General features: G+C 66.3%; 3 protein-coding genes and 2 pseudogenes. 1 reads left to right on the forward strand and 4 read right to left on the reverse strand.

Annotated features, from left to right (window positions below):
• Positions 1 to 867: pseudogene (locus AC2VOG_RS04670) on the forward strand (glycosyltransferase family 39 protein); the annotation flags it as partial.
• A 32-nt stretch (positions 868 to 899) separates the two neighbouring features.
• On the opposite strand, the gene AC2VOG_RS04675 reads toward AC2VOG_RS04670, so the two are convergent.
• The 4 genes and pseudogenes from AC2VOG_RS04675 to AC2VOG_RS04690 all read right to left on the reverse strand — a co-directional run.
• The gene (locus AC2VOG_RS04675) at positions 900 to 2,285 is read right to left on the reverse strand and encodes an MFS transporter (protein ID WP_486938752.1); all 1,386 of its coding nucleotides are present in this window, start codon (positions 2,283 to 2,285) and stop codon (positions 900 to 902) included.
• Positions 2,282 to 4,438: an excinuclease ABC subunit UvrB gene (uvrB, locus tag AC2VOG_RS04680; RefSeq protein ID WP_486938753.1), complete on the reverse strand. Its 2,157-nt coding sequence runs from the start codon at positions 4,436 to 4,438 to the stop codon at positions 2,282 to 2,284. The genes AC2VOG_RS04675 and uvrB overlap by 4 nt, the downstream gene beginning before the upstream one ends.
• Before the next feature lie 39 nt (positions 4,439 to 4,477).
• Entirely contained in the window at positions 4,478 to 4,966 is a 489-nt protein-coding gene (locus AC2VOG_RS04685; protein ID WP_486938755.1) for a hypothetical protein, read from the reverse strand.
• 130 nt (positions 4,967 to 5,096) lie between these two features.
• Positions 5,097 to 5,169, reverse strand: a pseudogene (locus AC2VOG_RS04690) (hypothetical protein); the annotation flags it as partial.
• Positions 5,170 to 5,298: the final 129 nt, after the last annotated feature.

The raw sequence follows: 5,298 nt of genomic DNA on the forward strand, positions 1-5,298 counted from the left end.
CTGCTGTTCGCCCACGGCCAGAGCTTCCAGGTGGCGTGGATTCATGGGCTGAGTTGGCACACGATTCTCGACGTCGTACTGCACCAGTATTTCGACAACAGCGTTCCGTTCGCGATCGTCACGGCGCTCATTTTCGTTGCCGCGCTGACGGTTCGGGCTACCGGACGTTGGCCGGTCGCCGGAGATACCCGCCGGATCTCGATCATCTGCGCGGCCTGGATAGGGCTGCCGACCGCGATCAGCCTGATCTATTCCGCGCTGAGCGATCCGTTCTACTATCCGCGGTACCTGTTCTTCACCACACCGGCGATGGCGATCATGATCGCGGTCGCAATTGTGGCGGTCGCCCGGCGGCCGCGCTGGATCGCTCTGGTACTAGTCACGCTCGCCGTGGCGGCCATCCCGAATTACCTGCTGTCCCAACGGCAGCGTTATGCCAAGGAAGGCTGGGACTACAGCGACGTCGCCGATCTGATCACCGCCCGGGCCGCGCCCGGCGACTGCCTGCTGGTCGATAACACGGTCGGCTGGCTGCCCGGACCCGTGCGCGCACTGCTGGCGGCCCGGCCGGCCGCGTTCCGGCCGTTGGTCGACATCGGCCGCGGCGTACCCGCGCCCAAACGCGAGACGTTGTGGGACGGCCATGTCGCGGTCTGGTTGATCGTCGGACGTCTGTACAAGTGCACGACGCTGTGGACGATCACCACCCATGACACCAAGCTGCCCAATCATCAAGCCGGGACCGCCTTGCCGCCGGGACGGTCATTCAGCCGGGCACCCGCGTATCTCATTCCGCGGGACGTCGGATTTCACATCGTCGAGCGGTGGCAATTCCATCGCACTCAGGTCATCAAGTCGGTCCGCTGAGATCGCCGGGACCGGTTGCAGCCCTCAATTATTCAACGCATGCCCCGGGCGGCGCGACGAGAAACCAGCGCGCCCAGCAAGCCCACCGCGGCGAACACCGCGAACAAGGCGCGGGCGGCGATCACCAGGTCGCCCTCCGCACCGTTGACCACGACACCAGCAAGCCCAGCGCCAAACGCGCCGGCGATCATCTCGATCGTGTTGATCGCCGCGCCCGCCGCGGCGCCCTCCTTCTCGTCGACGCACTGCATCGCCCATGCGGACAGATGCGGCCAGCCCGCGCCGATACCGGCGCCGGTCACCGTCAGCGCTGCCGCCCAGGCAGCGACCAACCCCAGCGGTGCATGGTCAGCCTGCGTGGCGGCGGCCAGCATCAGGCCGGCCGCGATGACCAGCGGAGCCGCCATTACCACCCGGTTGACCGTCTTACCGCCTCTCAACGAGGCGCTGACCAGCTCACTCACCGCCCATCCGACTGCCAGCGCAGCCCCCAGGAACCCGGCCCGCAACGGAGCCAGATCGGCCAACCGCTGACCGAACAGCGGCACGTACATGTCGACCATCGCCGAAACCATCAGCACTGCAAGGGCCAGGTAGATCCATTTCAAAGGACCGCGGCCAAAAACACTAGGGGGCAACACTTTTACCGACACACGTCGATCCACGTACACGAAGACGACCATCAGGATCCCGCTTGCCGCCAGCAACGCGACCGTCAGGATGATGTTGGTCGGAACCTGGGCGATGCTGACCGTCAATGCCGCCGCGCTCAACAGCAGCACCGACCACACCGGCACCTGCAGGCCAGCCCGATCGGGGTCGGCGTGGCCGGCCCGCAACACCACCGGGACCAGCACCGCCATCGCGGCAGACAGTACCGCCATGGCGCCGAAAGCCCAGCGCCACCAACCGAGCTGAGCGAACAGACCGCCGACCGCGGGACCCAACACCGTGGCGACGCCCCACATCGCCGACACCAACGCCGAAGCCCGGGTCCACAGCGTCCGCGGCAGGGTCGTCGTGATCAGCGCGTAGCCCAAACCGGCCAGCAATCCGCCGGCCGCGCCCTGCAGGGTCCGACCGACGAGCATCACGCCCATCGCGGGTGCTGTCGCGCATACCAGGCTGCCGACACCAAACACAGCCAGCCCCAAAAGAAATGACCGTCGCGCACCGACTCGCAGCAGCATCGCATTGACCGTCGCGGCCGCAATGACCGAACCTATGAGATACAGCGTGGTCACCCATGCGAAGAGGCGCTCACCGCCGATCTCGGCAATCGCGCTCGGTAACAAGCTGATCGTCAGGAACTCGTTCGTGGCGTAGAGCGCCACCCCGCCGGCCAGCAGCGTCGACGTGCCCAGGAACTTGGGGCCCAGCAATGCCCGCCAGCCGTCGGCGGACAGTGTCTCGCTCACTTCAGCCCGGCGGCGTCCATCCCGCGCAGCTCCTTTTTCAGGTCGGCGATCTCGTCGCGGAACCGGGCAGCCAGCTCGAACTGCAGATCCCGTGCCGCGGTCATCATCTGCTCGGTGAGATCCTTGACCAGATCGGCTAGCTCAGCGCGCGGCATGTTGGCGGTGTCGCGCCCTTCGAACACCCCGGCGCTGACTGCCCGGCCGGGCTCACCCTGTGCTCGGCGCCCGCGCGAGGAGTTGCGACCCGAGCCACCGATCGCGACGTCGGTGTCGTCGGCCTCGCGGTACACCTGGTCGAGAATGTCGGCGATTTTCTTGCGCAGCGGCTGCGGGTCGATGCCGTGGGCCTCGTTGTAGGCGATCTGCTTGGCGCGGCGCCGGTCGGTCTCGTCGATCGCCTCTTTCATCGAATCGGTGATCTTGTCGGCGTACATGTGGACCTCGCCGGAGACGTTGCGGGCCGCGCGGCCGATCGTCTGGATCAGGCTGCGCGACGAACGAAGGAACCCTTCCTTGTCGGCGTCGAGGATCGCCACCAGCGACACCTCGGGCAGGTCGAGGCCTTCTCGAAGCAGGTTGATGCCGATCAGCACGTCGTAGTCGCCGAGCCGCAGCTGACGCAGTAACTCCACCCGTCGCAGCGTGTCGACCTCGGAGTGCAGGTAGCGCACCCGGATACCGAGTTCCAGCAGGTAGTCGGTGAGGTCCTCGGCCATCTTCTTGGTCAGCGTCGTGACCAGAATCCGCTCGTCGGCCTCGGCGCGCTTGCGGATCTCACCGATCAGATCGTCGATCTGGCCCTTGGTCGGCTTGACCACGACCTTCGGGTCGACCAGACCGGTCGGGCGGATTACCTGCTCGACGAACTCCCCTGCGGCCTGGCTCAGCTCGTAGGGGCCCGGGGTGGCCGACAGATACACCGTCTGGCCGATCCGGTCGGCGAACTCCTCCCAGGTCAACGGTCGGTTGTCGCATGCTGACGGCAGCCGGAACCCGAACTCGACCAAGTTGCGCTTGCGGGACATGTCGCCCTCGTACATGCCGCCGATCTGCGGCACCGTCACGTGCGACTCGTCGATCACCATCAAAAAGTCTTCCGGGAAATAGTCGATCAGCGTCGCCGGCGGCGAGCCGGGCCCGCGGTCATCGATGTGCCGCGAGTAGTTCTCGATTCCGGAGCAGAAACCGACCTGGCGCATCATTTCGATGTCGTAGTTGGTCCGCATCCGAAGCCGCTGTGCCTCCAGCAGCTTGCCCTGGCCTTCTAGCTCAGCCAGTCGCTGCTCGAGTTCCTGCTCGATGGTCGAGATGGCGTGGGCCATTCGTTCCGGGCCGGCCACGTAGTGCGTTGCCGGGAAAACGCGGAGCGAATCGACCTGGCGCACAACGTCGCCGGTGAGCGGATGCATGTAGTAGAGCGCTTCGATCTCGTCGCCGAAATACTCGATGCGCAGCGCGAGTTCCTCGTAGGACGGGATGATCTCGACGGTGTCGCCGCGCACCCGGAACGTGCCGCGGGTGAACGACATGTCGTTGCGGGTGTACTGCACGTCGACCAGCAGCCGCAGTAGCGCGTCACGCGGCACTTCGGTGCCGACCTTCAACTCCACCGAACGGTCCAGGTAGGACTGCGGCGTGCCCAGACCGTAGATGCAGGACACCGACGCGACCACCACCACGTCGCGGCGGGACAACAGCGACGACGTCGCCGAGTGGCGCAACCGCTCGACGTCGTCATTGATCGAGCTGTCCTTCTCGATGTAGGTGTCGGTCTGGGCGATGTAGGCCTCGGGCTGGTAATAGTCGTAGTAGGAGACGAAATATTCGACGGCGTTGTGCGGCAACATTTCTCGTAGTTCATTGGCCAATTGCGCGGCCAGCGTCTTGTTAGGTGCCATCACCAGCGTCGGCCGCTGCAGCCGCTCGATCAGCCACGCCGTAGTGGCCGACTTGCCGGTTCCGGTGGCGCCGAGCAGTACGACGTCGCGTTCCCCCGACTCGATGCGGCGCTGCAGTTCGTCGATGGCGGCCGGCTGATCGCCGGCCGGCGCATACGGGCTGACCACCTCGAAGCGGCCGCCGGCCCGCACCATGTCCTCAACCGGGCGGTATTCGGAGTGGGCAAGCACGGGATGCTCGGTAGCAAACGCCATGTCCACCAGGGTAGAACCCGGCACCGACAGGCGGAGCGATCAGCCGTGCTGGCTGGTCCACATCCGGGTGCCGGGGGCGCACTGGATCAGGTGGCCGTCCTCGGACTTGGACATGGTCAACACCGCGTAATCGGTGCACGACGTCCCGACCGGGTGCACGCCGCTGGTGATCGGCGCCTTGTCCCAGGTGTTGCCCTCGCAGACCACCTGCAGGTTGGCCGTGGCGTCGACGGCAACCTTGTCGATGTCCGCACACATCCCACCCAACACTGCCGGCGAGGCAGCACCCACCGGCGCAGGTGTGTGGTCGGCGGCCTGCGCGGGATCGGCGACGATGACATCCGGCGGCACATCCCCGGTCCTTGAAGCGAGCACCGGTGTCCGCAGCGTCGGTCCCGGCGATCCACGCTCGTTGCTCAGCACGGTCTGGGTTTGCACGCCGCGCAGCGTGCCGTCCGGTTCGGGGATCAACGTCCACACCACCGTCTCCGACTGCGCCGATCCCGACGACGACGTCGTGCTCGCCATCGGCGGTCCCCGGCGGGATTGGCGTGTGGGCTGTCTTTCCAGGAGAAAAATGAGATCGTCCACGTCGCGCAAGCGAGAGCGGTGCAAGAAGCGCCGCGGCCGCGAGGCCGGTTCTCGGCGACAGCTTGTGCCGGTGCAGCAGGCCCCGGGCGTGGGCGTAATCCAGCTCACCCTGCGACGGCGGTCACGATCGCGCAGACGTCCTGCTCGGCCGTGCCGCCCGGAATCGCCAGCCGTTCGGCCGTCAAGGGGTCGACGATCACGGCGTTGCTCCATTGCGGCGGTGGATCGGCCGGTCCACTTGACACGCTCAGATCGTTCCAGAGACTTTG

It is taken from the genome of Mycobacterium sp. TH-M11, assembly GCF_057473725.1.

What these genes read in the sequence shown, in the direction of transcription:
- uvrB (WP_486938753.1), bottom strand. Translation starts at nt 4,438, where the DNA reads ATGGCGTTTGCTACCGAGCATCCCGTGCTTGCCCACTCCGAATACCGC.
- AC2VOG_RS04685 (WP_486938755.1), bottom strand. Translation starts at nt 4,966, where the DNA reads ATGGCGAGCACGACGTCGTCGTCGGGATCGGCGCAGTCGGAGACGGTG.